This window comes from Streptomyces sp. NPDC047079 (assembly GCF_040643755.1).
GTDB lineage: Bacteria > Actinomycetota > Actinomycetes > Streptomycetales > Streptomycetaceae > Streptomyces.
Map to the genome: position 1 here is coordinate 23,333 of NZ_JBEYUZ010000026.1, position 25,663 is coordinate 48,995.

Consider the following 25,663-nt stretch of genomic DNA (forward strand, 5'->3'; position numbering starts at 1 on the left):
GTGAGCCGGCCGGTGTTGGAAGAGGGGGGCGGACGCGTAGGTCACGCGGGCCGTTTGAACATCCGGGTCGCAGTGATCTCGCTGTGCACCGCCTCTCCGGCCGGGGGCTGCTGCGGCAGCCCGGGCCGGAGATGCTCCTCCACCCGGATGTACTTCAGCCCGGCTCGCAGGTCGGCGTCGTTGCGCAAACGGATGACCAGCGGAAACTCGGCGAGGGCGGTGGTGTCGAAGAGCCCGGTGGTGTAGAGGAGCTGGACGCCGAGCGCGTCCGAGACGGCCCGCTGGAGCTCCAGCAGATAAGTGGCGTTGGCGCGCCCGATGGGATTGTCCAGGAACAGCGTGCCCGCGTGGCGGTGCTTGTCGCGGCCCCGGTCGTTGGAGCGCAGCGCCGCCATCGTGCAGTAGAGGGCGATGGCGGCGGTGAGCAGCTGCCCGCCCGAGAACACGTCCCCCATCTGCCCGACCGGAACCCGCTCGGCACGCAGCACGGCGTCCGGCTTGAGGATCTCGACCGCGACGCCCTTGGGCTGGAGCGCCGCCGCGACTCCCCTCAGCAGCAGCGACATGCCGTCGCGCCGCAGGTCGGAGTTCTTCTTGACGGCCGCCCGGGTCGCCTCGTCGACGACCTCTCCGAGGCGTTCGATCAGCGTGGCCTGGTCGGGCTCCTCGAAGCGGATCCGCAGGAACTCCTGCCCGGACCATTCACCGAGGCCCTCGGGGAGCCGGGACAGCCGCTGAGCGGACCGCAGGGTCGTCAGCGCCGACTCCACCAGGCCCCGCAGACGGTCCACGATCGAGTCGCGGTTGCGCTCCAGCTGCGCCAACTCGTCGGTCAGTACGCGCAGTCGGGGCGCGAAGGCATCCGCCCACCGCTGTGCGTGCTCCGGCAGCGCGGACGCGGGCAGTTCGCGGATCTGCTGCCGGGCGGGGGTGCGGACCTGCTCGTACCGCGTGGAGTTGGCGTGCCGGACCAGCACGTCGCAGGCCTCGCGGACGGCGGTCTCGGCGGCGGACAGATCGGCGGCGCAGCCGCGCAGCGACCTGCGGGTCTCGGCGGCGGCCCGGCGGGCCTCCTCCAGCGTGCCCGGGTAAGGTTCCGGCTCCTCCTGCTCCTCCTCCGGGGCATGCTCGCGCAGCAGGTCGCGGAGCATCGCCACGACCTCGTCGAAGCCGCTCGCCGCGTCCTCGGCGGCCCGATGGGTCTGAAGCAGTCCGGCGTGGGCCTCGCGGGCCTGGCCGAGCGCCTCGGCTCGGGAGGCCAGTTCGGCCGTCGCGGTGCGCAGCAGGGCCTGTGCGTGCTCGGCGTCCCGGGGCATCAGCTCCTCGGGCAGTTCGGTGTGGGCCTCGCCGTCCTCGGGTGCGTGCCGCTCGGCCTCGCCGCGCAGCCGCCCGAGCTGCTCGCTGGCCGTGGACATGCGGGTCTCCAGCAGCTGCACCAGTTCCTCGGCGCGTGCGGCGGCGGCCTGCCGGGACGGGCCGTCCGAGCCGTCCGGGGACTGGAGGAGCTGCTCGGCGCGTGTGCGCACCTTGTTGCTGAGCCGGTCCAGTTCGGCGAGCGCGGCGGACTCGTCGCTCTCGGCCCGCGCCTGTTCGGCCCGCAGATCGGCACCGACGCCGACCTTCTCGTACACCTGGGAGGCGGCCCGGTAGGCCTCGCGGAGGGCGGGCAGGGACGCCTTGGGCGTGTCCGCGTCGCCCTCCGGTACGTCATCGGGGGCGCCCGCGATCTCCGCGCGCTCGCCGCGCAGCGCACGCGCCGTGCGGCGGGCGTCGTCGGCGGCGCGCTGCGCCGCGCGGCGGTCCTCGTCGGCCGCGCGGGCGCGTTCCAGACACGACTGGGCGCGGACCTCCGACTCGACGGCCTCGTCGGCGAGTTCCCGCAGCTTCGCCTGCCAGCCCGCGCGCTCGCGCAGCCGGAAGGCCAGCCCGGCGAGGGCGTCGGCTGCGCGGCGGGCTCTCTGGGCGGCCTCCTGCCGCTCGTCGCGCCTCCGGGCGGCCTCGGCCGCGGCCTCGTCGGCCTCGGCGCGGACGGTGCGCGCCTCGGCCAGCTCGGCCTCCGCCTCCTCGGCGAACTCGCGGGCGTCCAGGGCGGCCGTGGCGAGTTCGGTGAGCCGGCCGGCCGGGCAGCCGGTGCGCCAGGATGCCAGCCGGGCCGCCAGCTCCCGGTCCTTGCCGAGCCGGGCCGCGAGCGCCCGGATCTCCTCGTCCCGGGCGGTGGCCCGGGCGCGCAGTGCCTGCCGCTCCTCGTCGGCGGCGTGCTCGTCGTGCATGGCCGGGTTCGGCGGTACCAGGAAGACGCTGCCGGCGCCGCTGTCGCTCCCCTCGAGGGCCGGGGCCGGTGCGAGCAGCGCGGCGGCGGTGCCGACGGCGACGGCGGAGCGGGGCAGCAGCGCGGCATCGCTCAGAGCCCTGCGGGCCCGGGCATGCGACTCCGGATCGGTGATGATCACGCCGTCGACGAGTTCGGGGCGGGCGGCCAGCACGCGCGCGTGGTCGGCGGGGTCGACGGCCTGCGCGAGATAACGCCAGCCGGGCAGCGCCGGAATGCCGTGTTCGCCGAGGAACTCGACGGTCGCCAGCACGTCGGGACCCGGAGGCAGCAACCCGCCGTCACCGAGCGCCCCGAGGATGCGCGCGTCGTCGGCGGCCGCGGTGCGCAGTTCGAAGAGCTGCCGTTCGGCGGAGGCGACGGAGTCCTCGAGCAGGGCGCGCAGTTCGTCGGCGAAGCCGTCCAGTTCCTCGGGCGTGAGGGGGTCCTCGGTGGCCGGGGCGTCGGAGACGTCGGTGTCCGAGTCCGCGTCGCGCCGGGGGCCGGGGACCCGCTTGTGCGCGTCCGTGCCCGACAGGCTCAGCAGTTCCGCCAGGCGCTCCTCCGCGGCCAGCGCCCGCGCGGTCCGGCGCTCGGCCTGGTAGGCACGCTCGGCGGCCGTGGCCGCGTCCGCCGCGCGAGCGGCCGTCAGTTCCGCGCGGGACTCGGCGGAGGCGGCCTCGCGTGCGTGCTCGGACGCGCGGCGGGATGCCTCGCGGGCGCTGTCCCAGCCCACGACGGCCGTCTTCTCCGCATCGCTCGCGGCCAGTGCGGCCCTTGCCGGGTCGGCGTCGGGGGCGCTGTCGTCCAGCCAGCCCGCTCGTACCGCCTGCGCGGTCTCCTGCTCCACCTCTGCGAGCCGCTGGCGCAGATGCTCCGCCTCGCTGCGGGCACGCTGTGCCTGTGTGGCGGCAGCGGTGGCGTCCCGGTGGGCGGACTCGCCCTCCTCCTGGAGGGCGGCGGACCGCTCCTCCTCCTCGTTGGCCAGGGACTCGGCGCTCTCGGCGGCCGCGTGCAGCGCCCGTACGAGATCGACGGCTGCCTTGGCGCGGGCGGCCAGTGCCGGGGCGGCGTCCCGTTCGGCCTCGCGGATCGCGGCGGCCACGCGCGCGGAGCGGTCGGCGGCGGCGCGGTGCCGCAGCACGGCCTCGGCGGCCTGCCACGCCGAGTACAACTGGCGCGCGTCGGCCAGTTCCCGCTTCTGCGCGGCAGCGGCCTTCTCCGCCCCGGCGAGTGCCAAGGAGGCGTGCCGGTAGGCCAGTTCGGCCGCCACAAGAGCACTGCGCTCCCTGGCGCCCTCGGCGTGGGTGACGGCATACGCGGCGGCGGTCACCCGCTGGGCCAGATCGGCGGCCCGGACCCGCTCCTGCGCCCCGCGCGCGGACAGCCTCCGCGCCAGCGTGCGGGTGCGGCGCTCGGCGCCCGCGTGGATGTCCCGTGCCCGTGACCGTGTCTCGGCGGCGTCGACGATGCGTCCGAGCAGGTCCACCGACCCGGCGGTGAAGTCGCGTTCGGCGATCAGCTCCGAGCGCCGCCCGAGCTTGTTGCCGAATCCGCTGACCAGGTCGGCGAGTCCGTCGGTGTCCCGGGTGTCGGTGACGGCCCGTAGCAGCAGGTCCGTGAAGTCGGAGTCCTTCTTGACCGCGAAGAGACCGGCGGCCTCACCCTCGTCGGCGTTCATCTCCCGCTGGTAGCGGAAGAGTTCGGGATCGAGTCCGAGGTCGGTCAGATGCTCGTTCCAGCGGTCGTGGATCTCCTCCCAGTGCACTTCGAGGTGCGGGTACGCCTTGCCCGCCTCCATGAGGGCGTCCCTGAAGCCCTTCATCGTGCGGCGCCGCCCCTGCGCTCCGGACGCGCCCTCGACGGGCGGCCGTACGGCCGTGGACTCGGCGACCGGCAGGTTGTCGAGGCTCAGGCCGGGCCCCGGCCGGAAGGAGTACCAGGCCTCCGCGAACTTCCGGGGGTCGCTGGAGACCTGGCGGCCGCGCCACTCGCTCACCTTGCCGACCACGACGCACTCGCCGGTCAGCGTGTGCTGCCACTCCAGGGCCACGTGTCCGCAGTCGTCGGCGAGCAGGAACTTGCGCAGCACGCCCGAGCTGGCACCGCCGAGGGTGTTGCGGTGACCCGGCAGCATCACCGAGAAGATCAGCTTCAGCAGGACGGACTTGCCGCCGCCGTTCTCCAGGAAGAGCACACCCGCGGGCGCGGGGCGGCGCGGCGGCCCGGTGGGCTCCTCCTCGAAGAACTCCGCCTGGGTGGGCGCGGGGTCGGGCACCAGATCGCCCACACCCCGCAGGTCCAGCACGGTGTCGGCATAGCGCGCACCGGCCGGCCCGATGGAGTAGAGGCGGACCCGGGACAGCTCGTACATGGGGGGCTCTCGTCGTCGGTCGGCTTGAGTGTTCGGAAACGTGGGGAGGTGTGATAGGTCCGGGAGCTTCGAAGGCTTGTGCTTCGGGGCCTTCACGGCCCTGCGGCGTTTCGGAAGCCTGCTCCGGTGCCTCAGGAGTGGAACGGCAGTCCGGCGTCGGCCAGCAGCTCCAGGTCGTCGGTCTCCTCGGCGGGCAGCAGGGTGGCCTTGCCGTCGGTCACCGGGACGACGCCCAGTTCGAGGAGCGCGGCCATGGCCGCGCTGCCCGCCATGTCGCGCACCTGGAGCTGGTAGCGGGCCGTCGTGCGGTAGGTGCCGCCGCTTTCGTCGCCCGTACGCAGCAAGAAGCCTGAGTCGGTGAGGAACGCGACGGCCTTGGCAACGATGCCGGTGGTGGAACCCGCCAGTCTGCGAGCGTCCTTGGTGGCCCCGGTCGCACTGCGTCTGGCCCAGATACGCCAGGCCGCCTCCAGGCCCGGAGTGTCGGTCGCCGGGTCGGTGTTCTCCCCGTGTTCCTCGGCCCGCTCCTCGAGGCGGCGGCAGGCCTGGCGCACGAAGGCGTCGACGCCGTTGACCGTGACCCGGCCGATGTAGCCGTCGTCAGCGAGGTCCTCGGGGCGCGGGAAGGCGAGGGCGGCGACGGCCAGATGGGCGAGTCCGTGCAGGAAGCGGTCGCCGGAGTCGGCCGACGTGCGACGCGCGTAGTCGCTCATGCGGACGGCGAACACGGAGTCCTCGGCGGCGGTCACGGCCATGCCCGCGCGCGGGGACACCTCCAGGACGACCAGGCCGAGTCCGGTGGCGACGGCGTCGGCGAGGCGTCCGAAGGACGGGTCCTCGCGGTAGCGGCGCAGCAGGTCCGCGTACTCCTGGTCGCGGGCGGGCCCCAGCTTGGGTTGCAGCCCGAAGGCGACGAGCCGTGCCGCGTCGGCGGCGTCGGCGGGGGTGACGGCGGCGCTCGCCGGCGCGGCGGCGGTCTCCGGCTCGCTCCACTCGACGTGCTCGGTCACGGTCGGGACTCCTTGGTGCGCTGGTACTGGTTGCCGGTCATGCCGCCTCCGTCCGGTCCGCCGCCATTCCGGCAGCGTCCAGCAGAGCCGTCCCCACGATCAGGTCCGCCCCGCCGAACTGGGGGTCGTCCAGTTCCGTTCCGTCGTCGACGGCGAAGAGCAGCTTCTCCTCGCCCTGCCGGTAGGCCGTGCCCACCGGCGGACTGGCCGCGTGCACGGCCAACAGGGCCACCAGGTACGGCAGATCGGGGTCCCCCGTCAGGCGCGCCTCGGCGAGCAGCCCGGACAGCCGCCGCGGCGCGTCCGCCGGCAGGTCGAGCAACTGCGCCGCGGCGGCCAACTGTTCCTCGCTGAACCGGCTGTCGTCCGGTGTCGCGACGAGGTCCGGCTCGGGCATTTCCGCCCCGAGGTGCTCGCGCTCCACCGGGGGCGTCAGCAGCAGGTCGACGAGGTCCCCGAGCCGCACGCAACCCGGCGTCCGCAGTCCCGTGCCGTGCGCGAAGAAGGCGTCGGTGACGCGGATCGCCTGTTCCAGCGGGAGCGGCAGCACCGGGGCGAGAAGGTGCCCGTAGAGGTCTGTGCCGGATGCCGTCATCGGCGTGGCGAACGCCTGCCGGTCCTGTTCGGCGCGGAACAGCGGGCCCGCCTCCAGGAGCCGGGACTGGAGTCGGGTGTGTCTGCGGATGCAGTCCTTGACGATGTCGACGAGTTCGGCGGCGCGTCGCTTCTGTGCGGGGTCCTCGGACTCGTCGCGGGCCTTGCGGATGTTGGTGAGGATGGCGTTCTCGTGGCGGTAGCGGTCGGCGACGTGGTCGAGGGCCTCGGCGATCATGTCCGGCACCGTGTTGAGCCAGTCCACCGCGCGCACGTTGCGCCGGGTGGCCTCCAGGGCCCTGCGCAGGGACTCCGAGTACTGCACGGTTCGGTAGCGCGCCTGCTCGGCGGCGAGCTGGGCGTCGGCGAGGCGTCCGCGGCTGATCAGTACCTCGAGCTTGACCTCGGCGGCGATCTGCGCGCTGGTGACGTCCGTGTCCAGGGCGCCGACGAGGACGTTGACCGCCTCGTCCGTCGTGCGGAGGTAGACGCTCCCGCTGTATCCGGGTACCTCTTCGATCAGCTTGAAGTCGTAGTCACGGCGGACATAGGTGCCATCCGGGTCGAATGTGCCGTATATGGCGCGGAAGCCCCGGTCGACGCTGCCGACGTTGATCAGGTTCTCCAGCACCCAGCGGGCGACGCGCTCGTGCTCGGCGACCGGGCGCCGCGGGGCCTGGGCGGCGATGCGCGGGATGAGCCGGGACACTATCTGGTCGTGGTCGGCGCCCGTGTCGAAGTCCATGTTCAGTGTGACCAGGTCGATGGCGGCGAGGGCGATCTCCGCCATCCCGTAGACCGAGTACTCACCCGCGAGGTTGGCCTTGCGTGCGTCCAGGTCGTGCAGCGGCGCGGTGCAGGCGAGGGCGCGCAGCCGCCGCGCCAGCCCTTCGTCGGCGGCCGGGCCCGGAGCGGGGCGCGGCCCCGCGCTGAGCTGGGGCGGAACACGGTCCGTCGATGCAGGCGAAGTCACGGTGCACAGATTAGGTCCTCAGTCTGACAACGACCCAAACGATGACACCGCGCCGCGGGAGCGGGGGGAGGCGCGGATCGGCTGTGCGGGGCGGGTGGCGCGGGGCCGGCGGTACAGGTCCCCGCGGCCCTCACGGGGCACGGCCCCCTACCCCGGGTCGGCCACCCGGCGCCCGTAGACCTCGACGAGGCCCGCTCGCGAGTCGTCCAGATAGATCGCGAGCAGTTCCTCGGCGCGGTCGCGCTCCCCCGCCTGCAAGGTCTCGAGGATCCGCAGATTGCGCATGAGGTACGGCTCGTGCAGCCGGCGCGGGTCGTCCACCACATGAAAGGCCAGCCGCAGTTCGGCGAAGATGCTGCGCATCAGCTCGTCGGTGCGTTCGCTGCCCGCGAGAGCCACCAGCTCCCGGTGGAAGTGGATGTTCGCCGTGGACACCCCTTTCCAGTCGCTTTCGCGCGCGGCGCGCTGCCCCTCGGCGACCGCCTCGGCGAGCCCGTCCAGGGCGTACGGCGGCTTCCCGAGGCCGCGTACGACGGCGCACTCCACCAGGCTGCGGACGCGGTAGATGTCCTCGACGTCCTCGACGGCCAGCACCCGCACGAAGACCCCGCGGTTCAACTCGTGGACCAGCAGCCGTTCGTGTGTGAGCAGCCGGAACGCCTCGCGCAGCGTGTTGCGGGAGACGCCCAGCGCGCCGCCGATGCTGTCCTCCGACAGCCGGGTGCCGGGCGGGAAGTAGCCCTCGGCGATCCGGCTCCTGAGGATGTCCGAGACGCGCTCGGCGGTGCTGGTGCGCCCGAGGAGGGCGCGGTCGCCGGCCAGTCCCGTCAGCTGCTCTGCCATGCCCGGAATTCAAGCGCAGACACGAGGACGAAACAACACGGGTATTGAAGGATCGTTCAACGATCCTCTACCTTTCTGCGCACGGCGCCGCCCGCTCTCCTCAACGCGGCACCGCGGCTTCCGCACGGCACGGCTCGGATTCCAGCACCCTCCGTCCCTCATCTGCGAGGTGCCCATGAGCTCGACCCCTCCACCCGAGGCCCTGGCCTCGGACGTCCGGCCGAATGCGGCCGAACCCATCGACGCCCAGGGCGCGTTGGGCTGGCTGCGGGCCCTGGGCCCGCGCGGCCGACGCGCCTTCGCGGGAGCCTTCGGCGGCTACGCCCTGGACGCGTACGACTACTTCACCCTGCCGCTGAGCATGGTCGCGCTGGCGGCGTACTTCGGCCTGGACAGCGGCCAGACCGGCCTGTTCACCACGGTCACCCTCATCGTCTCCGCGGTCGGCGGCGCCGTCGCGGGCGTGGTCGCCGACCGCATCGGACGGGTCAAGGCCCTGATGATCACTGTGGTCACATACGCCGTCTTCACCGTCGCCTGCGGCTTCGCGCCCAGCTACGAGACGCTGCTGGTGTTCCGGGCCCTCCAGGGCCTCGGCTTCGGGGGCGAGTGGGCGGTCGGCGCGATCCTGGTCGCCGAGTACGCGAGCACCCGGCACCGGGGCCGTACGCTCGGCGCCGTCCAGAGCTCCTGGGCCGTGGGCTGGGCGCTGGCCGCCGCCGTCTACACCCTGGTCTTCTCTCTCGTGGACGACGCCCTGGCCTGGCGCGTCATGTTCTGGACCGGCGCACTGCCCGCGCTGCTGGTGGTCTGGATACGCCGCCGGGTCCACGACGCTCCCGAGGCGCAGGCCCGGCGCGAACGCACCGCGCGGAAGGGTTCCTTCGCCGCCATCTTCGGTCCGGGCACGGTCGGGGCGCCGGGGCTGCTGCGCACGACGGTCTTCGCGAGCCTGCTCTCCACCGGCGTCCAGGGCGGTTACTACACCCTGGCGACCTGGGTGCCGACCTATCTCAAGACGGAACGAGGCCTGTCCGTCGTCGGAACCGGCGCCTATCTGACGTTCCTGATCTCCGGAGCCTTCATCGGCTATCTGACCGGCGGCCACCTCACCGACCGGCTGGGCCGCAGGCGCAACATCTGGCTGTTCGCCCTGCTCTCGGCGGTCTGCGTCCTGGTGTACGCGAACATCCCGAGCGGCGCCAACACCCTGCTGCTGGTGCTCGGCTTCCCGCTCGGGTTCTGCATGTCGGCGATCTTCAGCGGCTTCGGGTCCTATCTGAGCGAGCTGTACCCGACGGCCGTGCGGGGCACGGGCCAGGGGTTCACGTACAACACCGGTCGCGCCGTGGGCGCCGTCTTCCCCACCCTGGTGGGCTTCCTCGCCGACAGCTGGGGCGTGGGCGGTGCGCTGGTCTTCGGCGCGGTGGGATACGGCCTCGCGGCGCTGGCGCTGCTGGGACTGCCGGAGACCCGCGGGAAGGAGCTGCTGTGAACCGTACGGAAGACCGCCCCGTCACCGTCGTCGACGAGCACGCGCACGCGTGGACCCCGCGGGAGGCCCGGGCGCGCTTCCGCGAGGGTCTGACCGGTGCCACCGCCGGGACCGCCGCGGGCCACACCCAGGTCAACCTGATGTCCGTCCCGGCGGACTGGGCCTACGACATGCTGCTGTTCTGCCAGCGCAATCCGAAGCCCTGCCCGGTCCTGGACGTCACCGACGCCGGCGCCTTCGGCACGATTCTCGCGGACGGCGCCGACCTGCGCACCGATCTGCCGCGCTACCGGGTGTGGCGGGACGGCGAACTGGTGGACGAGCCGACGGACGTGCTGGGCCACTGGCGGGACGACCTGGTGTCCTTCCTGATCGGGTGCAGCTTCACCTTCGAGTGGGCACTCACCGAGGCGGGCGTCCCGCTGCGCCACATCGAGCAGGGCCGCAACGTCCCGATGTACGTGACCAGCCGCGAGTGCCGTCCGGCCGGGCGGCTGCACGGCCCCCTGGTGGTGTCCATGCGCCCGGTTCCGCCGCAGCACGTGGCCGCCGCGATCCGGGAGAGCAGTCTGCTCCCCGCGGTGCACGGGGGACCCGTGCACTGTGGCGATCCCTCGGCCCTCGGCATCGAGGGACTCGGCCGGCCGCACTTCGGCGACCCGGTGGACTCCGAACCGGACGACATCCCGCTGTTCTGGGCCTGCGGGGTGACCCCGCAGGCGGCGGTGATGGCCTCGCGGCCGCCGTTCGCCATCACCCACGCACCGGGGCAGATGTTCATCACCGACGCCCGCGACGACCAGTACCGCGTCGGCTGACGTCGGGCGACCAGGAGGGATCATGATCGATCTGAACGCCGATCTCGGCGAGGGCTTCGGCCGCTGGCGGCTCACCGACGACGAACGGCTGCTGTCGGTCGTCACGAGCGCCAACGTGGCCTGCGGCTTCCACGCCGGGGACGCGGCCACCATGCGAGGGGTGTGCGAACTGGCGGCCGAGGGCGGCGTACGGATCGGCGCCCAGGTCTCCTACCGCGACCTGGCCGGTTTCGGGCGGCGCGCGATGGATGTGCCGCCCGCCGAGCTCGGGGCCGAAGTGGCCTACCAGATCGGCGCGTTGGAGGTCTTCGCCCGCGCGGCGGGCTCCCGTGTGTCGTATGTGAAGCCGCACGGCGCCCTCTACAACCGGGTGGTCCACGACGAGCGGCAGGCCGAGGCGGTCGTCGACGGCGTGCTGCTCGCCGACGCGACACTGCCCGTGCTGGGGCTGCCCGGGTCGCGCTTGCTGAAGGTGGCCGAGAAGGCCGGACTCCCGGCCGTCACCGAGGCGTTCGCCGACCGCGCGTACACGGACGAGGGCACCCTCGTGCCGCGTGGCGAGGACGCAGCGGTGATCACCGAACCCGACACGGTCGTGGCGCGCTCGGTGGGCCTCGCCCGCCGGGGAACCGTCACCGCGCGCTCCGGGCGCGAGATCGCGGTGCGCGCACGCTCCCTGTGCCTGCACGGCGACACGCCGGGAGCGGTGGATCTGGCCCGCCGGGTGCGCGCCGGGCTGGAGGCGTCGGGCGTGCGCGTGGAGGCCTTCGCGTGAGGGTGCTGCCCGTCGGCGAGGAGTCCCTGCTGGTCGAGGTCTCCTCCGGGGAGGAGGCCCAGGCCCTGCACGCCGAGCTGCTGCGCCGCCGGGCCGCCGGGGAGCTGACGGCGGACGAGATCGTCCCCGCGGCCCGTACGGTCCTGCTCGACGGCGTGCCCGACCCCTCCGCGACCGCGGCCCGGCTGACCGGCTGGCGGATCCCGCGAGCCCCCTCGCCCGAGGGCGAGCCGATCGCGATTCCCGTACGGTACGACGGCCCCGATGTGCCGGAGGTGGCGGCCCTGTGGGACGTGCCGCCGGAGGAGGTGGGGCGGATCCATGCGGCGGCCGAGTTCCGCGTCGCCTTCTGCGGGTTCGCGCCCGGCTTCGGCTATCTGACCGGTCTGCCGGACCGCTACCACGTGCCGCGCCGGGCCACCCCGCGCACGGCCGTCCCGGCGGGTTCGGTGGCACTCGCGGGCCCTTACACGGGCGTGTACCCGCGCTCCTCACCGGGCGGCTGGCGGCTCATCGGCTCGACCGACACGGTGCTGTGGGACCACGCGCGCGTGCCGGCCGCCCTGCTGGTTCCGGGGGCCCGCGTCCGCTTCGTGCCGGTGGGTTCCGGATGACGGACCGTGCGCTCGCGGTCGTACGCGCCGGGGCGCTGACCACGATTCAGGACCGGGGCCGGCCCGGCCACGCCCACCTCGGCGTGCCGCGCTCCGGTGCGCTGGACGCGCCCGCGGCGGCACTCGTGAACCGGCTGGTCGGCAATCCGCCGGGGGCGGCGGTCCTGGAGACGACCCTCGATGGCTGTGCGGTACGGCCGCGTTCGGCGGTCACCATGGCGGTCGGCGGCGCGCCGTGCGCGGTCAGTGTGGACGGCCGTCCGGCGCCCTGGGGGGCACCGGTGCGCGTCCCGGGCGGCGCGCTGCTCGAGCTCGGGCCCGCGCGGGCAGGGGTGCGCAGCTACCTCGGCATCGCGGGCGGGGTGGCCGTGGAGCCGGTGCTCGGCAGCCGCTCCACGGACCTGCTCTCCGGGCTCGGCCCGCCGCCGCTCGCGGACGGTGCCGTGCTCCCGCTCGGTAGACCGGCCGGTCCGTGTGCGCGCGTGGACACGGTTCCCCAGCCGGGGCCCCCGGCCGAACTGGTGCTGCGGGTGACGCCGGGCCCGCGCGACGACTGGTTCACGGCGGACGCGTTGCGCACCCTCGTCACCCGCGCGTACCGGGTGTCCGCCGCCGGCAACCGCATCGGCCTGCGCACCGAAGGTCCCGCCCTTGAGCGTGTCCGGACGGGTGAACTGCCCAGTGAGGGCATGGTGCTGGGCGCGGTCCAGGTTCCCCCCGACGGCAGGCCCGTCGTGTTCCTGGCCGATCATCCGACCACCGGGGGGTACCCGGTGATCGCGGTCGTGCGCGCCGCCGACCTCCCTGCGGCCGCACAGGCGACTCCGGGCACCCCGGTCCGGTTCACACTCGTGAGCCGTCGTCAGGCGGCCCCTCAGGCCGCGTCCGGTTGCTGCTCGGCCACCGAGATCGCGGCCAGCGCGGACGCCACCGCGTGCGAAGCGCTCAGGTCCAGCCGGGCGCTGGTCCCGCTGGCCTTGTGACGCACCTCGGCGGCGGCCAGGGTGAGCAGTTGGGGCAGCAGGTCCGTGCACCGCCGGGCCACCCAGCCCGTCCCGGCGGTGGCGAGCCACAAGAGATTGGCCGAGCGGGTGGGTGAGGCGAACTCGGGTTCGGACGAGGGCACGGGACCGGTCGCGACGCCCGCCTCGGCCAGCAGGGCGTGGAAGTGCCGGGCGAGCTGCCGGTGCCCGCGCTCCCCCGGGTGCAGCCGGTCCGCGCTCCACATCGCTCGGTCGGTGATCCAGTCCCCTTCCGCGGCATGCAGATGGACGGCTCCGTACCGCTCGGACAGCGCGTGCACGACCGTGTTCACGGCCCGCTGCCGCCTGGCGAGCGGACGCGCCAGCGCCCCGGGCAGCCGCAGCATCGACCCCGGGTCGGGCAGACAGGCCGTGAGCAGCACCGCGCCCTGGGCCCGGAAGGCCGCGTACACCTTGTCGAGCCGGGCGGCGACGGCGTGGATGTCGAAGGTGCAGCGCAGGGTGTCGTTGACGCCGATGACGACGGAGACGACGTCCGGGCGCAGGTCCAGCCCCTGCGGGGTCTGCCGTTCCAGGACGTCCCGCGTCTGGGCCCCGCTGACTGCCAGGTTGGTGAACTCCGCCGCCGCGTCCGCGGGGGCGAGTCCGCCGGCGAGCAGTGAGGCCCACCCCCGCCAGGTGTCCCCGACGGGGTCGCCGACGCCCTCCGTCAGCGAGTCGCCGAGCGCCACGAAACGCAGGGGTCTCATGCGACGCCCTCCCGAGCGGTGTCCCGCACCCGGGCCTCGGCCGGCGACGGGGTGACGCGCGCCCGCGTGTCGTGCGCCTGGGCGTCGTGCGTCTGGGTGTCGTGGCGCTGCGCCTCGTGCGCGGCGAGGAACGCGTCCACCGCGGTCTTCCATCCGAAGCACTCGGCACGCGCGCGTGCCCTCTCACGGCGCTCGGCCTCGGATCGTTCCATGAGCAGCTCGACCGCGTCCGCGAAGGCCTCACCGCTGTTGACGGCAGCGGCCCCGGCGGAGCCGATCACCTCGGGCAGCGCGGAGGAGACGCTGGCCACCACGGGGGTGCCGCAGGCCATCGCCTCCAGGGCGGCGAGGCCGAAGGTCTCGGCGGGCCCGGGGGCCAGGCACACGTCGGCCGTGGCCTGCAGTGCCCCGAGCAGGTCCCGGTCACGGACGTGGCCGAGGAAGGTGACGGGCAACCGCCGCTCCCGCGCTCGCTGTTCCAGCCGGGCGCGCAGCGGCCCGTCCCCGGCGACCACCAGCACCACGCGCCGCCCGCGCCGCAGCAGCGACTCCAGGGCGTCCAGGGCCGTTCCCGGCCGCTTCTCCACGGAGAGACGGGAGCACATGGCGAGGAGCGTCTCGTCCCCGCGCGCGTACTGGTCGCGCAGCCCCGGCTGCCGCAGCGCGGGGTGGCGCTGCTCCAGGTCGACGCCCAGCGGGGCCCGTACGACGTTGCGGGCACCGATCCGCACGAACTCCCGCTCGGCGAACTCCGTGGTGCACACCACGCGCGCGTACGTGTGGGCCGTGCGGGTGTTGAGGGCGTCGGCGGCGCGCCGGGAGAGGTTCTCGGACAGGCCCCAGGTGCGCAGGACACCGTCGGCGGTCTCGTGCGAGACCATCACGGCGGGGATGCGGGCCCGCCGCGCCCACTTGCCGGTCCAGCGCAGGGTCGTGCGGTCGGAGACCTCCAGGCGGTCGGGGACCAGGTCCTCCAGGAGGGCGGCGACGCGCCGCTTGTCCGTGAGGACCCGGTAGCCGCCGGTGCCGGGCAGCAGCGGCCCGGGAAGGGTGATGACCCGGCCCTGCTCGGTCATGCGGTCGGTGTGGTGTTCGCCGGGCACGACGAGCACGGGCTCGTGTCCGGCCTCCTTGAAGCCCTTGCCCAGTTCGCGCAGGGCGGTGCGCAGTCCGCCGGAGGCGGGCGCCACGAAGTTGGCGAGCCGCACGATCCGCAGTCCGCCGCCGAAACGCTCGGTGGCGTAGCTCATGCCGCCACCACCGTCCTGCGGGCGGCGAGTACGTCCGCGTAGTGCCCGATGAGCTGGTCGCCGACGGCCGCCCAGGTGCGGCCCTCGACGGTGGCGCGCCCGGCGGCCCCGTACGCGGTCCGCAGCGCCGGATCGGCCACCAGGGCCGACACGGCGTCCCGTACGGCAGTCGCGTCGCCGGGCGGGACGAGCAGGCCGGTGCGCCCGTGGGCCACCAGATCGAGCGGTCCGCCCGCGGCGGGGGCGACGACCGGCACACCGCTCGCCATGGCCTCCTGCACGGTCTGGCAGAACGTCTCGAAGGGGCCGGTGTGCGCGAACACGTCGAAGGAGGCGAAGAGCCGGGCCAGTTCGTCGCCGGTGCGGCGGCCCAGGAACGCGGCGCCGGGCAGGGCGCCCCGCAGGGTCGTCTCACTCGGTCCGTCGCCCACCACGACGACGCGGACCCCGTCAAGGCCGCAGACACCGGAGAGGAGTTCGACGTGCTTCTCGGGGGCGAGCCGGCCGACGTAGCCGACGATCAGCTCGCCGTTGGGGGCCAGTTCCCGCCGGATCGTCTCGTCGCGCAGGTCCGGCCGGAAGCGGACGGTGTCGACGCCGCGCGGCCAGAGCTGCACCCGGGGCACGCCGTGCGCCTCCAGGTCGCTGCGGGCCGCGCTCGAGGGCGCGAGGGTGCGGTCGGCCGCGGCGTGCACGGAGCGGATGCGCCGCCAGGCCGCGGCCTCGCCCGCGCCCATGTAGGTACGGGCGTATCCGGCCAGGTCGGTCTGGTAGATGGCGACGGCGGGGATGCCGAGCCGGGCAGCGGCCGCCATTCCGCGGACGCCGAGGACGAAGGGGCTGGCCAGGTGCACGATGTCGGCGCGGTGTGCGGTGATCGCCGCGGCGACGCGTCGGCTGGGGAGTGCCACGCGCACCTGGGGGTAGCCGGGGAGCGAGATGGAGGGGACACGGACGACGGGGCACGGCGCGAGGGCGTCGGCTCCCGTGCCGGTCCTGATCGGGGCGCCTCCCTGTCCGAACGACGCCGAGGACTTGGGGGAGGTCGTGGGAGCGACGACGAGGGGAACGTGACCGCGATCGACGAGGTGCCGGGCGGTCTGGAGCGCGCAGTGGGCCACGCCGTTCACATCGGGGGGAAAGGATTCGGTCACGATGACGACACGCATACCCGTGTTCTCGCCGTGCTGGACGTGGCCGCGTCAACGTCGATCTTTCCGGCCGGGGAACGTCCCATGAGCGTTGGGCTGCACAGGCGAGTGGGTCAGCCCCTGTCCATACGATCCTGACCCACGGGTCACCAAACGTTCACACGGTGGGCATGTCTGGCCCGATCCGGCTCCGTACGGCTGTCTGGACCTCTGCCTCCTCGGCCGGGTCCGCGGCGAGCCGGCGCAACTGCTCGACGACACGGACATCCCCGGTCTCGGCATGCCGTGCGGCGATCTCACGGGTGGACTCCTCGCAGTCCCAGAGGCACTCGACGGCGAATCCGGCGGCGAAGGACGGGTCGGTGGCGGCCAGTGCGCGGGCGGCGCGCCCCCGGAGATGGGACGAGGCGGTCTCGCGGTAGACATGGCGCAGAACCGGTGCGGCGCAGCCGATGCCGAGCCGTCCGGCGCCGTCGACGAGCGTCCACAGGGTCGGCGCGTCGGGGCCTTCACCCCGTACCGCCTCCCGTAGCGCCGCGAGAACCAGGTCGCGGTCCTGGGCGCCGCCCCGGCAGGCGAGCACGCGGCCGGCGGCGGCGCCGAGCGCGTCGGGCCGGCGGGCCCAGCCGCGCGCCCGGTCCACGGCGGCGACACTGCGCATCCGTTCGAAGGCGTCCACGGCCGCGTCCACGACGAGCGCGGACCCGGTGGCCAGGGCGTCCTCGATCAGGTCGAGCGCCTCGGGGTCGTTGCCGTCGGCGAGGTAGCGCAGGGCCGTGCAGCGGGCCCCGTCGCCGCCGGAGCGGGCGGCCTGGAGGATCTCGGGCCGGTTCTCGGGGCCCGCGACGGCGGTGAGGCAGCGGGCGGCGGGCACATGGAGAACGGCGCCGCGCTCGATGCCCTGCTGGGCCCAGTCGAAGACGGCCTGGACGCTCCAGCCCGGCCGGGGACCCTGGGGCCGCAGCTGCCGCTGCCACCTGTCGAAGCAGCCGGCCTCCTGTGCGGCACGCACGCGCCTGGCGACGGAGGCGCGGGGGTCGTCGGCCCACAGCCGCCAGGGCCGGACTTCGAAGGCGTCCCGGACGGCGGCCGCGAGTTCGGCCTCGCCCTCGGGGTCGGCCGGGAAGCGGGCCAGGACGGGAGCGGCGAGGGCGCGCAGCCCCGCGTCGTCGTCGCGCAGCGCCAGCTCGTCCAGGGCCCACGCCCAGTTGTAGCCCGAGGCGGCGTACCTGCGCAGCAGCTGAAGTGCGTCGCGCCTGCCGTAGGAGGCGAGGTGCCCGAGGACCGCGAGGGCGAGGCCGGTTCGGCACTCCTCGGTGTCGAGGACGTCCTCGGGGCCGAAGAGGTGCGCCTCGATCTCGTCCAGCTCGCCGTTCAGATCGAGGTAGAGCCGGGCGTAGTACAGGGAGCGGTTCTCCACCTGCCAGTCGTGGCGGGGGTCGCGCAGCACACAGTGGTTCAGAGCCGCGAGCGCCTCGGCGCGCGGTGCGGTGAGCGCGTGCAGCGTGCCGTCGCCGCGGCCCCTCTGGAGGAGGCCGAGCAGCGTTCCACTGGGCGCTATGACCGGTTCGAACATGGGAAACAGCCTCACATCAAGCGTCGACGCAACCGGGGAACACGCATTACCTGGCCGCGTGACAACACGTCGGGGCGCCCGCCGTCTCTTGCTTGTTGTAGACCATCTTCCTCTGCCTCTCGTCGGTGGCCCGTGCGGGCCGCATCACGGTCCGCGCGGTGCGGCAACGCCTGCCCGGCCATCGCGTCCATGAACCACGACGTCATGATGACCCGGCGTCTTGCGCTGTCGCGACCTTATTTCGGGCGGCCCCGTACCGCCTCCCCCGTTTTCGTCGTCTTCGCTGGTCAGAGCTTTCGTATCAGTGTGCGCCGAACAGTTCGAGCAGATCGTTCTTGCCGAACATGCGGGCGGTGTCGATGGCCGATGGCGTACCGGCGGCGGGGTCGGCGCCGCCGTCGAGGAGCGCCCGGATGACCTCCACCTCGCCCTTGAAGACCGCGCCGGCGAGCGGCGTCTGGCCTCGGTCGTTGACGCGGTCGGCCTCCGCGCCCCGCTCCAGCAGGGCCCGGACGGCGTCGGCGTGGCCGTGGTAGGCGGCGAGCATCACCAGGGAGTCGCCGCGGTCGTTGGTGAGGTTGGCCGGAACGCCGGCGTCGACGTACGCCACGAGCGCCTCGGTCTCGCCTCGGCGCGCCAGATCGAAGATCTTGGTCGCCAGCTCCACGACCTCGGGGTCGGGGGCTTCACTCATCGGCCGGACCGCCTCTCACTACAGACTGCTGGGGACTGCGGGAGCGTACGACAGCGAGCGGAGCCGTCGTGCACGCCTGGTTGGCGCGGGCGGTGCCGCCGTACGGGTGAATCGCCAGCGTACTGGCTTCCGCGGCACATGACCGGCACCACGCCAGGCAAAGATCACGACAGTGCCCGTCGGGCGCGCGGACCCGCTCCGTCGGCGCGGACAGCTCCGCCAGCAGGGGGAAATCTGGCGGATTTCACTCATTTGCACCTTTTATCGTATGGATACATGCTGTGAGCCTGGAAGTACTCATGGTGACAGTCCCGCTCGAACCAGGAGAGAGCCCATGGTCCTCAACGTCTCCAGCGTGCTGCTGCTCGGCACCTGCGTCTTCCTCTTCTTCCGGAAAGACGGCCTCAAGGGCTCGCACGCCACGATCTGCTCACTCTTCGGCTTCTACCTCGCCAGCACCGGCATCGCCCCGGGGATCAAGGCCGGCGGCCAGAGCCTCGCGAGCCTGCTCGGCGGGATCAACTTCTGACCCGGCCCCCGCCCCCGCCCCCACCCTTCAGGAGAACGACGTGGCCCGGCGCCCACTCCCCCGCATCCTGCGCAGCGGCAGCACCCAGATCGCCCGCGGCCGGCAGATGGCCCGGACGGCGGCCGGCGGCGCGGGCGACGTCCTCCAGCCGGTGTTCACCCTCGCGCGCGGACTGCGCCGGCTGGCCGCGGCCGGGCGGCGCAGGTGGGCGGAGACACCGAAGGACCGGCGGGGGCCGCTCCTCTTCCTGATCGCCTCGGTGATCGTGGTCGTGGCCCTGGCACCGTACGGGCCGCTGCTCGCGGGCCTCGCACTCATGGCGGCGGCCGCCTGGAAGGGCCGCGACCGCAGACCGCCACGGCCCCAGGGCCCGGACGACGCGCAGACCAAGCGCCTACGGGCCCTGTACGAGGCGCTGGTGCCGTACTTCTCGGCGGCCCAGGACCCCGACCCCCTCTATGCGCACGGCGGGGAGTGGGCCCGGGCCTTCCCCTCGTACGACTTCGACGACAGCGGCCGGATCTCCCGGCTGCGTATCCGCTATCCCGCCTACTTCACCGACGGGGAGGCCACGTCACGGGCCCGGATCGAGCAGCTCCTGCACGCCAAGTCCGGCCGGGGCCGCGAGTACCACTTCGCCTGGGACGAGGAGGCGAACGAGCTGGCGGTGACCGTGCTGGCGCCCCTGCCCACCGACATCGCCGCACAGCGCTTCGTGACCGCACCGGGCGAGACGGTCCTAGGCTTCACCGACCCCACCGGCGTCCAGCGCACGCTTCCGCTCACCCACGGCGAGGAGCAGCGCGATGTGCCGCCGGTGGTGTGGCGCACCGGGGCACGGTCCACCGAACCGCATCTGCTGATCGCCGGCGCGCCCGGCAGCGGTACGACGACACTGGTGCGCTCCATCGCCCTCCAGGCCCTGCAGCACGGCGACGTCCTGATCGTCGAGGGCGGCGACACGGGCGAGTACGCGTGCCTGGCGGGCCGGGACGGCGTGCTGGCCGTCGAATCCGGGCTCGTCGGCGCGGTGACGAGCCTGGAGTGGGCCACCCACGAGACGGAACGGCGGCTGATCGCGGCCAACCGCGCGCGGCAGGCCGGGCACCCGCCGCCGGACGACGTCAGGCGTCCGCTGTGGATCCTGCTGGACCGCCCCGGCGCTCTCGGTCACCTCGCGGCCGCCGACGGACGCCCGGATCCCCAGAGCCTGCTCCAGGTGCCCCTGCGGCACGGGCGAGCGGCGAACGTCACGGTCGTGGTCGCCGAGCAGTTCGATGCCCTGGACGGCCTGTCCGACGCGGTGCGGCAGTACACCCGCGCCCGTGTGGTCCTCGGCCCCGCGGCCCCGGACGAACTGGAGACGGTGCTCGGAGCGCCCCCGCACACCACGCCCGTCCAGGACGTCCCGCCCGGCCGGGGCTACGCGCGCCTGGGCTCGGGCCCGGTCCACCGCCTCCAGGTGCCGGCCACCCCGGACCCGTACGACGACGCGACCAGCGAGAACGACCGGCAGGCGGTCCTGGGGCTGCTGCCGCGGCGCAGTGCGCCCGCCACACCGGTGGGGGTCGAGGCGCTGGCCACGGAGGGCTGAGCCCGGCGCCGCTCGCGGTCCGGGTCAGGCGACGAAGGTGCGCGGTGCCTCGGCCGGGCCGGACGCGCCCGTCTCCACCAGACGCGCCGCGGCGGCCAGACGCACCGCCGCCTCCTCCGCAACCGCACCCCCCACCGTGAACGGCAGCCGGACGAACCCCTCGAAGGCGCCGTCCACGCCGAAACGGGGCCCGGACGGCACCCGGACGCCCACCCGCTCCCCGGCCTCCGCCAGACGGGACCCGGACAGGCCACCGGTGCGCACCCACAGCGTCAGACCGCCCCGCGGCACCGAGAACTCCCAGGACGGCAGCTCCCGGCGCACCGCGGCGACCAGGGCGTCCCGGTTCTGCCGGGCCTGCTCGCGCCGCAGGCCCACCGCCTGCTCCCAGCCGCCCGCGCTGAGGAGCCAGTTCACGGCCAGCTGTTCCAGCACCGGCGTGCCCAGGTCCGCGTAGGCGCGGGCCGCGACCAGGCTGCGGATCACATCGGGGGCGGCCCGCACCCAGCCGATACGCAGCCCCGCCCAGAACGCCTTGCTCGCCGAGCCCACCGTGATGACCGTGGAGCCCGCGGGGTCGAAACCGCCCACCGGGCGCGGCATCTCCAGATCGTCCTCCAGGTACAGCTCGATCATGGTCTCGTCGACCACCAGGACCGTCCCGGCGGACCGCGCCGCCTCCACCAGGCGGCGGCGCTGGTCTTCGTCCGCGAGCGCGCCCGTCGGATTGTGGAAGTCCGCGACGACGTAGGCCAGCCGCGGCGCGGCCTCCCGCAGCACCTGCCGCCAGCGGTCCAGATCCCAGCCCTCGAGCCCCTCGGCCATGGCCACCGGCACCAGCCGGGCGCCCGCCTCCCGCATCAGCTGAAGGATGTTGGCGTACGACGGTGACTCGACGGCGACGCGTTCACCGCGCCCGGCGAAGAGGTGGCAGATCGCGTCCATCGCGCCCATGGCACCCGTGGTCACCATGATCTGTTCGGGCATGGTCGGGATGCCGCGGGCCGTGTAGCGCTCGGCGATCATGGCGCGCAGCGCGGGCAGCCCCGCCGGGTAGTCGCCGTGCGTATGGGCGTAGGGCGGCAGCTCCTCCAGGCCTCCCTGCACGGCGCGGGTGAGCCAGGGCTCGGGCGCGGGCAGGGCGGCGCAGCCCAGGTCGATCATGGAACCCAGCGCCTCCGGCGGAAGGGGCTCGAGGCCCCGCGCCGGCAACGGGTTCCCGGCCGGCACGGCGGTCCAGCTGCCCGCTCCGCGGCGGGACTCCAGGAATCCTTCGGTGCGCAGTGCCTCGTACGCGGCGGCGACCGTGGTCCGGCTCACGGACAGGGCGAGCGCCAGCTCCCGCTCGGCGGGCAGCCGGGCCGCGACGGGCACGCGGCCCTCCAGCACCAGCAGCCGGATGCCGTCGGCGAGCGCGCGGTAGGCGGGCGGACGGCGGTTTCCCGGGCCCGCCGGACGGTCCTGCTGGGAGGTGAGCAGCCGGGCGAGCTGTGCCGCTCCGACCGCCGAAGTCCACTGCGCCATGTTTCCCAGTCCACCTTCCCGGAATTGGCCATGGATGGCTTGTCTTTCCAAGCCACAGAGTGACATGCGACAGGCCACTATCACCACAGGGGGGCACGTTTTGTCTGCTGAGCCGTCTACCCGAACCCACTGGTCCGTTGACACGTCCATGAGGAGCCGGCTCGGATGCCGGCTGGTCAAGCTGTACGCGGGCCTCGCGCTGTACGGCGCGAGCTCCGCCCTCCTGGTCCGGGCCGGCCTCGGCCTGGAGCCCTGGAACGTCCTCCACCAGGGTCTCGCGGAACTCACCGGGCTCAGCATGGGCGTGGTCCTCACGATCGTAGGCGCGGCCGTGCTGCTGCTGTGGATACCGCTGCGCCAGCGTCCGGGCCTCGGCACCGTCTCCAATGTGCTGGTCATCGGCTTCGCCATGGACGCCACTCTGGCCGTACTCCCCGAGGTCCGCTTCCTGGGCCTACGAGTGCCCCTGCTCCTCGCGGGCATCGTGCTCAACGGTGTGGCGACCGGCCTGTACATCGCCGCGGACTTCGGGCCCGGCCCCCGTGACGGTCTGATGACCGGTCTGCACCGTCGCACGGGCCGCTCGATCCGGCTGCTCCGGACGGCCGTCGAGGTCGCCGTCGTCGCGACCGGCTTCGCCCTCGGCGGCACCGTGGGAGTGGGCACCGTCCTGTACGCGCTGTCCATCGGCCCGCTCGCCCAGTTCTTCCTGCGTGTGTTCGCCGTCCCCCGGGCATCGGGGCGCAGCGCGGTCGTTGCCGTCGGGCAACCGGAGGGGGTGATACTGCCTCGGTGACCACCCTCAAACGCCACCCCTATCTCGACCATCCCGGCCCGATCCCCTTCGCCCACCGGGGCGGGGCGGCGGACGGCCTGGAGAACACCGCGGCCCAGTTCCGGCGCGCGGTCGCGGCGGGCTACCGGTACATCGAGACGGATGTGCACGCCACGGCCGACGGAAAGCTGGTGGCGTTCCACGACGCGACGTTGGACCGGGTGACCGACGGGGCGGGCCGGATCGCCGACCTGCCCTGGAACGATGTGCGGCAGGCCCGTGTGGCGGGTGCCGAACCAGTACCCCTGTTCGAGGAGCTGCTCGAGGAGTTCCCCAAGGTGCGCTGGAACGTGGACGTCAAGGCGGAGCCCGCCCTGCTCCCCCTCCTCGACCTGATCGGCCGCACGGACTGCTGGGACCGGATCTGCGTCGGCTCGTTCTCCGAGGGACGCGTGTCGCGCGCCCAGCGACTGGCGGGACCGCGTCTGGCGACGTCGTACGGCACCCGCGGGGTGCTGGGCCTTCGGCTGCGCTCCTGGGGGATACCCGCGCCGGTGCGCCGCTCGGCGGTCGCCGCCCAGGTCCCCGAGTCGCAGTCGGGCGTGCCCGTCGTGGACCACCGTTTCGTGCGCACCGCCCACGCGCTCGGGCTCCAGGTCCACGTGTGGACGATCAATGAACCCGAGGACATGCACCGGCTCCTGGACCTGGGAGTGGATGGCATCATGACCGATCACATCGACACGCTGCGCAAGGTCCTCGAGGACCGGGGCACCTGGGTCTGAGGCCCGCGCACGATCACGTACTGCGGGGAAGCGAGGCACGGTGGGCACCGGCACCGAGCGGGCGATGGAGGTCCCCCCTGAGCGGAGCTCCCCGAAGCTCCCGGGGGCGGCCGACGGGGCCGTCGAGCGGCGGCGCGAACAGCGCGGCTGGTACTTCTACGACTGGGCGTGCTCGGTCTATTCGACGAGCGTGCTGACCGTGTTCCTCGGGCCCTACCTCACCTCGGTGGCCAAGTCGGCGGCGGACACGGACGGATATGTGCACCCGCTGGGCATCCCGGTGCGGGCGGGCTCCTTCTTCGCGTACTCGGTCTCCGTCTCCGTCGTCGTGGCGATCCTGGTCATGCCGCTGGCGGGTGCGGCGGCCGACCGCACGGGCCGCAAGAAGCCCCTTCTCGCCCTCTGCGCGTACCTGGGCGCCACGGCCACCACGGGCCTGTTCTTCCTGGACGGCGACCGCTATCTGCTCGGCGGTCTCCTGCTGATCGTCGCGAACGCGTCGATGGCCGTCTCGATGGTCGTCTACAACTCCTATCTGCCACAGATCGCCCCGCCCGAGGAGCGAGACGCGGTCTCCTCGCGCGGCTGGGCCTTCGGCTACGCGGCCGGCTCCCTGGTCCTGATCGCGAACCTGGTCCTGTTCACCGCACACGACTCCTTCGGCCTCTCGGAGTCCACGGCGGTCCGCATCTGCCTGGCCTCGGCCGGCCTGTGGTGGGGGGCGTTCACCCTGGTGCCGCTCGGTCGGCTGCGCGACCGCCGTGCGACGTCCACGGCTCCCGCGGTGCACGGCTGGCGGCAACTGGCGGCCACCGTCCGGGCCATGCGCGGCAAGCCGCTCACCCTCGCCTTCCTGCTCGCCTATCTCGTCTACAACGACGGCATTCAGACGGTGATCTCCCAGGCGTCGGTGTACGGTTCCGAGGAGCTGGGGCTGAGCCAGTCCACGCTGATCGTCGCGGTGCTGCTGGTGCAGGTGCTGGCGGTCGGCGGAGCCCTGGGCATGGGGCGGCTGGCGCGGGCCCACGGAGCCAAGCGGACCATTCTCGGCTCCCTCGTGGCCTGGGCGCTGACGCTCGGCGTCGGCTACTTCCTGCCCGCGGGCGCGCCGGTGGGCTTCTTCCTCCTCGCGGCCTGCATCGGGCTGGTGCTCGGCGGCAGCCAGGCGCTCTCCCGCTCCCTGTTCTCCCACCTCGTGCCGCCCGGCAAGGAGGCCGAGTACTTCTCGGCGTACGAGATGAGTGACCGTGGCATGAGCTGGCTGGGCCCTCTGCTGTTCGGCCTCACCTACCAGCTGACCGGAAGCTACCGGGCCGCGATCATCTCGCTGGTGGCCTTCTTCGCCCTCGGCTTCGTCCTGCTGGCCCGGGTCCCGGTGCGGCAGGCGGTGCGCGACGCGGGAAATCCGGTGCCCGAAAGGATTTAGCACCTGAAGGCAAAGGGCGGTAGTGTACGCGTTTGGCCTGCCAGGCGTACCGTTACTGCGCGTCAAAGGAGCCGAAACGCTGGGTGACATCTGCTAGCAGATGTGACAAACCGGGCGCCGGTGGGTACAACAAGGGGCGGCTACGACGGCGACGCATGACCCGGTACGGGACTCGGAACGGGAATCTTTACCGCCGACCGGACGTTGACCGGATGACGACGACAGCGACACCTGTCCTGTGGGCGACAAGCCCGGGAGGCACGATTCATGAGTGAGCGAGCTCTTCGCGGCACGCGCCTCGTGGTGACCAGCTACGAGACGGACCGCGGCATCGACCTGGCTCCACGCCAGGCCGTGGAGTACGCATGCGAGAAGGGGCACCGTTTCGAGATGCCCTTCTCGGTCGAGGCGGAGATCCCGCCGGAGTGGGAGTGCAAGGTCTGCGGGGCCCCGGCACTCCTGGTGGACGGCGACGGCCCGGAAGAGAAGAAGGCCAAGCCCGCGCGTACGCACTGGGACATGCTGATGGAGCGGCGCACCCGTGAGGAGCTCGAAGAGGTCCTCGCGGAGCGCCTGGCCGTTCTCCGTTCCGGCGCGATGAACATCGCGGTTCATCCGCGGGACAGCCGCAAGTCCGCGTAGTTCCCGCAGGGACTGGACGGCAGCACAGCGCACGACGGTTCAGTGGGCGCCATACGTCGGTACGACGTGCGGCGCCCGCTGTCGTGTGCGCGGGAGTGGGTGGCCTGCACACGCGCTCCAAGGCTCCGCTCGGCGGTCCGGGGCTCCGCGCACGGGCCTCTTGACTCCGCGGACGCGCCCC

20 protein-coding genes and 1 pseudogene are annotated in these 25,663 nt (G+C 73.4%); 11 read left to right on the forward strand and 10 right to left on the reverse strand.

What is annotated here, in order from left to right; all coding sequences use genetic code 11:
* Nucleotides 1-41 precede the first annotated feature (41 nt).
* The 4 genes from ABZ823_RS25975 to ABZ823_RS25990 form a co-directional block, all read right to left on the reverse strand.
* Nucleotides 42-4,682 carry a hypothetical protein gene (locus tag ABZ823_RS25975; RefSeq protein ID WP_361665026.1) on the reverse strand — a complete coding sequence of 1,547 codons (4,641 nt, stop codon included), beginning with the start codon at nt 4,680-4,682 and terminating at the stop codon, nt 42-44.
* 131 nt (nt 4,683-4,813) lie between these two features.
* Nucleotides 4,814-5,692, reverse strand: coding sequence for a hypothetical protein (locus ABZ823_RS25980; protein WP_361665029.1), 879 nt, complete (start codon nt 5,690-5,692; stop codon nt 4,814-4,816).
* A 37-nt stretch (nt 5,693-5,729) separates the two neighbouring features.
* On the reverse strand, nt 5,730-7,259 hold the full coding sequence (locus tag ABZ823_RS25985; protein ID WP_361665032.1) for a hypothetical protein: 1,530 nt from the start codon (nt 7,257-7,259) through the stop codon (nt 5,730-5,732).
* A 147-nt stretch (nt 7,260-7,406) separates the two neighbouring features.
* The gene (locus ABZ823_RS25990) at nt 7,407-8,102 is read right to left on the reverse strand and encodes a GntR family transcriptional regulator (protein WP_361665035.1); all 696 of its coding nucleotides are present in this window, start codon (nt 8,100-8,102) and stop codon (nt 7,407-7,409) included.
* A 175-nt stretch (nt 8,103-8,277) separates the two neighbouring features.
* On the opposite strand from ABZ823_RS25990, the gene ABZ823_RS25995 reads away from it, so the two are divergent.
* From ABZ823_RS25995 to ABZ823_RS26015, 5 genes and pseudogenes are all read left to right on the forward strand, one after another.
* A complete protein-coding gene (locus ABZ823_RS25995) occupies nt 8,278-9,597 on the forward strand; it encodes an MFS transporter (RefSeq protein ID WP_361665038.1) in 1,320 nt (439 codons plus the stop codon).
* Nucleotides 9,594-10,415, forward strand: a complete 822-nt coding sequence (locus tag ABZ823_RS26000; protein ID WP_361665040.1) for a putative hydro-lyase — start codon at nt 9,594-9,596, stop codon at nt 10,413-10,415. The genes ABZ823_RS25995 and ABZ823_RS26000 overlap by 4 nt, the downstream gene beginning before the upstream one ends.
* 22 nt (nt 10,416-10,437) lie before the next feature.
* Nucleotides 10,438-11,190, forward strand: coding sequence for a 5-oxoprolinase subunit PxpA (locus ABZ823_RS26005; protein ID WP_361665042.1), 753 nt, complete (start codon nt 10,438-10,440; stop codon nt 11,188-11,190).
* Complete coding sequence (locus ABZ823_RS26010; protein ID WP_361665045.1) at nt 11,187-11,804, forward strand: allophanate hydrolase subunit 1; 618 nt, start codon at nt 11,187-11,189, stop codon at nt 11,802-11,804. Before ABZ823_RS26005 ends, ABZ823_RS26010 begins: the two co-directional genes overlap by 4 nt.
* Nucleotides 11,801-12,667: pseudogene (locus tag ABZ823_RS26015) on the forward strand (biotin-dependent carboxyltransferase family protein); the annotation flags it as partial. The gene ABZ823_RS26010 and the pseudogene ABZ823_RS26015, both read left to right, overlap by 4 nt.
* Before the next feature lie 11 nt (nt 12,668-12,678).
* On the opposite strand, the gene ABZ823_RS26020 reads toward ABZ823_RS26015, so the two are convergent.
* The 5 genes from ABZ823_RS26020 to ABZ823_RS26040 all read right to left on the reverse strand — a co-directional run bounded on the left by ABZ823_RS26020 (nt 12,679) and on the right by ABZ823_RS26040 (nt 18,207).
* Nucleotides 12,679-13,536 (reverse strand): SGNH/GDSL hydrolase family protein, encoded by an 858-nt coding sequence (locus ABZ823_RS26020; RefSeq protein ID WP_361665048.1) that lies wholly within the window; start codon nt 13,534-13,536, stop codon nt 12,679-12,681.
* Complete coding sequence (locus ABZ823_RS26025) at nt 13,533-14,786, reverse strand: glycosyltransferase (RefSeq protein ID WP_361665051.1); 1,254 nt, start codon at nt 14,784-14,786, stop codon at nt 13,533-13,535. The genes ABZ823_RS26020 and ABZ823_RS26025 overlap by 4 nt, the downstream gene beginning before the upstream one ends.
* Entirely contained in the window at nt 14,783-15,955 is a 1,173-nt protein-coding gene (locus tag ABZ823_RS26030) for a glycosyltransferase family 1 protein (RefSeq protein ID WP_361665054.1), read from the reverse strand. Before ABZ823_RS26030 ends, ABZ823_RS26025 begins: the two co-directional genes overlap by 4 nt.
* Before the next feature lie 139 nt (nt 15,956-16,094).
* The gene (locus ABZ823_RS26035) at nt 16,095-17,513 is read right to left on the reverse strand and encodes a HEAT repeat domain-containing protein (protein WP_361665057.1); all 1,419 of its coding nucleotides are present in this window, start codon (nt 17,511-17,513) and stop codon (nt 16,095-16,097) included.
* Between the two features lie 301 nt (nt 17,514-17,814).
* A complete protein-coding gene (locus tag ABZ823_RS26040; protein ID WP_361665060.1) occupies nt 17,815-18,207 on the reverse strand; it encodes an ankyrin repeat domain-containing protein in 393 nt (130 codons plus the stop codon).
* A gap of 334 nt (nt 18,208-18,541) precedes the next feature.
* On the opposite strand from ABZ823_RS26040, the gene ABZ823_RS26045 reads away from it, so the two are divergent.
* The gene (locus tag ABZ823_RS26045; protein ID WP_361665063.1) at nt 18,542-18,736 is read left to right on the forward strand and encodes a hypothetical protein; all 195 of its coding nucleotides are present in this window, start codon (nt 18,542-18,544) and stop codon (nt 18,734-18,736) included.
* 40 nt (nt 18,737-18,776) lie between these two features.
* The gene (locus ABZ823_RS26050) at nt 18,777-20,330 is read left to right on the forward strand and encodes an ATP-binding protein (RefSeq protein ID WP_361665066.1); all 1,554 of its coding nucleotides are present in this window, start codon (nt 18,777-18,779) and stop codon (nt 20,328-20,330) included.
* A 24-nt stretch (nt 20,331-20,354) separates the two neighbouring features.
* On the opposite strand, the gene ABZ823_RS26055 is transcribed toward ABZ823_RS26050, so the two are convergent.
* A complete protein-coding gene (locus tag ABZ823_RS26055; protein WP_361665069.1) occupies nt 20,355-21,854 on the reverse strand; it encodes a PLP-dependent aminotransferase family protein in 1,500 nt (499 codons plus the stop codon).
* Between the two features lie 148 nt (nt 21,855-22,002).
* Here ABZ823_RS26055 and ABZ823_RS26060 point away from each other — a divergent pair, with 148 nt between their 5' ends.
* From ABZ823_RS26060 to ABZ823_RS26075, 4 genes are all read left to right on the forward strand, one after another.
* Nucleotides 22,003-22,650 carry a hypothetical protein gene (locus ABZ823_RS26060; protein WP_361665072.1) on the forward strand — a complete coding sequence of 216 codons (648 nt, stop codon included), beginning with the start codon at nt 22,003-22,005 and terminating at the stop codon, nt 22,648-22,650.
* Nucleotides 22,647-23,414 carry a glycerophosphodiester phosphodiesterase gene (locus ABZ823_RS26065; RefSeq protein ID WP_361665075.1) on the forward strand — a complete coding sequence of 256 codons (768 nt, stop codon included), beginning with the start codon at nt 22,647-22,649 and terminating at the stop codon, nt 23,412-23,414. The genes ABZ823_RS26060 and ABZ823_RS26065 overlap by 4 nt, the downstream gene beginning before the upstream one ends.
* Nucleotides 23,415-23,478: 64 nt before the next feature.
* Nucleotides 23,479-24,840 carry an MFS transporter gene (locus tag ABZ823_RS26070; RefSeq protein WP_361665078.1) on the forward strand — a complete coding sequence of 454 codons (1,362 nt, stop codon included), beginning with the start codon at nt 23,479-23,481 and terminating at the stop codon, nt 24,838-24,840.
* Nucleotides 24,841-25,107: 267 nt separating this feature from the next.
* Nucleotides 25,108-25,482, forward strand: a complete 375-nt coding sequence (locus tag ABZ823_RS26075; RefSeq protein WP_361665081.1) for an RNA polymerase-binding protein RbpA — start codon at nt 25,108-25,110, stop codon at nt 25,480-25,482.
* Nucleotides 25,483-25,663: the final 181 nt, after the last annotated feature.